Origin of the sequence: Rhodopirellula maiorica SM1, from assembly GCF_000346295.1 — a bacterium.
GTDB lineage: Bacteria > Planctomycetota > Planctomycetia > Pirellulales > Pirellulaceae > Novipirellula > Novipirellula maiorica.
The window spans coordinates 1-2,158 of the sequence record NZ_ANOG01000789.1 but is presented as its reverse complement, the minus strand read 5'-3'; the positions used below and the strand labels follow the sequence as shown (position 1 = coordinate 2,158).

Here is a 2,158-nt window from a genome sequence, read left to right as displayed (position 1 = left end):
AAAATGTTGGCAGGAATATGTTGGGGAGTGTTTGAATCGCCTCTCTAAGATCGCTATTCTAAGGATTCGCGGATCCAGACCGAATTGCGAGTCGTCCGCTTCATGTTTTCGGCTCGACGCCATTCGGTGATTTTATAGCAGACGGTCCACTTGAATCCGCGTGTGTTGTAGCATTTGCGTATCCATCAAACGGGCCCATCTGCTGCAGGGCAAGATCCGAGGCTGGCGACGCCGTGGTCAAGAACTTGCAAGGTACTAAATGAAAAAGCAAGGGAGCAAGCAAGTGCACCGGCGTCGCGAAGCCGGGCGTTTTGTGAATGGAAAATCTCTTGTCGTGACCGGGTGATTTCAAACGTTCCCTGACTAAGTAGTGAAGTTGTTGTGACGTCTCTCTTTTCGGTAACGCTGTGTTGCTAATTGTGATTGTCGCTTTGATTGCAACGACTGCCTTTTATCGTCAGGCAAAGTTAGTGCACGTTCACCCTGTTTTGGCCGCGACGGGTGGCTTGGACGAATCAATGAGTCGCGACTTGAAGTCCTTGCTCAAACGAATCATGGCAATGTTGACTCGGATGGCAATGAAGTTTGACGGCGTCAAAGAGTCGTCCGTAGAATACCCAGTGGCGATCGATTACGACTCACGAGCACCGCGATGCTGAGCATGAGCATGAACGAGAGCCAGAACCAGGCCGTGCAGCTAAGGACGGCTTGCACGGTTTTATCAATGAAAAATCAATTGTCCATCCTAGGTGACGGCAACCGTTCGTCGTGTCGGGCGTCAACCAGTTGTGCGCAACGCATTGTCACGAACAGCAGCCAATACTGTGACTTACCGACCGAATACATATTGAACCCTTGGGCTATACAATGACTCCGAACACCAAGCCTAAATGACCGAACGCTCGCTTTTTAACGTTGCCTGCAAGCTACTTGGCCTTTGGCTGATGTATCGCGCCATTTCGTCATTCGTTTGGGCATTCCTAGCAGGCCGCTACGCCGAACACTTCCTGACCGAACCGCCTGAGGCGTTTGGATGGTTCTCGGGCGTGGTCGCACTAATCTTCGGCCTATTCTTGTGCTGTCGTTCAGCATGGGTGACACAATTGCTGTTTCGGATCGATCGTCCACTCGACACAGAATCCACTGATGCGCCACCGCGTCGCTTGATGCCATTTTCGGTCGACGATCGACTCGAATTTGATGCAGACTCCCACATCGAAAAGAGCGACGAACCATGAAATGCCCGCCAGATCGCCATGACGCGTTGACTAATGGGTTGTCTTGCGGGCGATCCCCCGTGATGTCTGCCGTTCCCTGACTGAACACCCACTAACCTAAGACCGTGGAATGCCCGACTTGAACTGGACGAAGCTCGACGCGACTGACTTTTCTGTGAAAAACCCTGATTGGATACCGGAGCTCGAGGCGATGGTACATTTGCGAGACGCTCCCGTCACGTTGACAATCGACGGCACGCTCGAAATGTCGCCAGATTATGCTGAATGCTTCAAGATGCTGATTGATGGCTGGCTAACGAACCGCAAAATGATCTCTCAGCTGACCGAAAAGCATCTCGAAAGATTCTTACCGGGACGCAAGGTTCGCTCAGATGAGTTGTTGATCTGGGGAATTACACTACGTGTCGATGGCGAGACCGCCGAGGCTGCCTCATTCTTCTATCGCGTTGGTGGAGACTATCGATCGGCTGACTACAAACTTGATGAATTTGATGACCGTAGCGTCGTTGAACTTTCCTGCTGCGTAGACGACGGCGTGGTAGATTGGACTGATCTCGACATTGCCACGACCAATGATTTTGATTGATATCTCTAAACCCTACTGAACAGTGTGTGGGGGGAGAATGCCGCGAACCGGAGCGGCGAAGTCGTATCGTGTTGAAATGGACAATCTTTCGTCGTCGCGCGGTTGCGGCGACCGTTATCCGAATGAAATTCATTTCTCGGCACGCGATGACCAACCAGAACCCCTACGCGGCTCCTTCATCGCCACCCGCAGCGACTGCGACCCGTGTACGAACACGATGCCCGGTATGTAACGGTCCGCTAAACCGCCTTCGCCTTGTCCTTCCGTTTGCACGATGCTCAACTTGTCATCGACACATACGTCTTCGTAATTCCGCACTTGCAAGCACGCTATC

4 protein-coding genes are annotated in these 2,158 nt (G+C 52.1%); 3 read left to right on the top strand and 1 reads right to left on the bottom strand.

What is annotated here, in order from left to right:
- Positions 1 to 431 precede the first annotated feature (431 nt).
- The 3 genes from RMSM_RS25680 (at position 432) to RMSM_RS25670 (ending at position 1,824) form a co-directional block, all read left to right on the top strand.
- A complete protein-coding gene (locus tag RMSM_RS25680) occupies positions 432 to 659 on the top strand; it encodes a hypothetical protein (protein WP_144057963.1) in 228 nt (75 codons plus the stop codon).
- Between the two features lie 285 nt (positions 660 to 944).
- A complete protein-coding gene (locus RMSM_RS25675) occupies positions 945 to 1,238 on the top strand; it encodes a hypothetical protein (protein WP_144057962.1) in 294 nt (97 codons plus the stop codon).
- Positions 1,239 to 1,347: 109 nt separating this feature from the next.
- Positions 1,348 to 1,824: a hypothetical protein gene (locus tag RMSM_RS25670; RefSeq protein WP_008703539.1), complete on the top strand. Its 477-nt coding sequence runs from the start codon at positions 1,348 to 1,350 to the stop codon at positions 1,822 to 1,824.
- 129 nt (positions 1,825 to 1,953) lie between these two features.
- On the opposite strand, the gene RMSM_RS43000 is transcribed toward RMSM_RS25670, so the two are convergent.
- A partial coding sequence (locus RMSM_RS43000) for a hypothetical protein (RefSeq protein WP_236622304.1) occupies positions 1,954 to 2,158 on the bottom strand: 205 nt, incomplete at its 5' end.

Bases quoted from the DNA above. Each gene is read 5' to 3' on its own strand.
- RMSM_RS25670 (WP_008703539.1), top strand. From the start codon at position 1,348: ATGCCCGACTTGAACTGGACGAAGCTCGACGCGACTGACTTTTCTGTG.
- RMSM_RS25675 (WP_144057962.1), top strand. From the start codon at position 945: ATGTATCGCGCCATTTCGTCATTCGTTTGGGCATTCCTAGCAGGCCGC.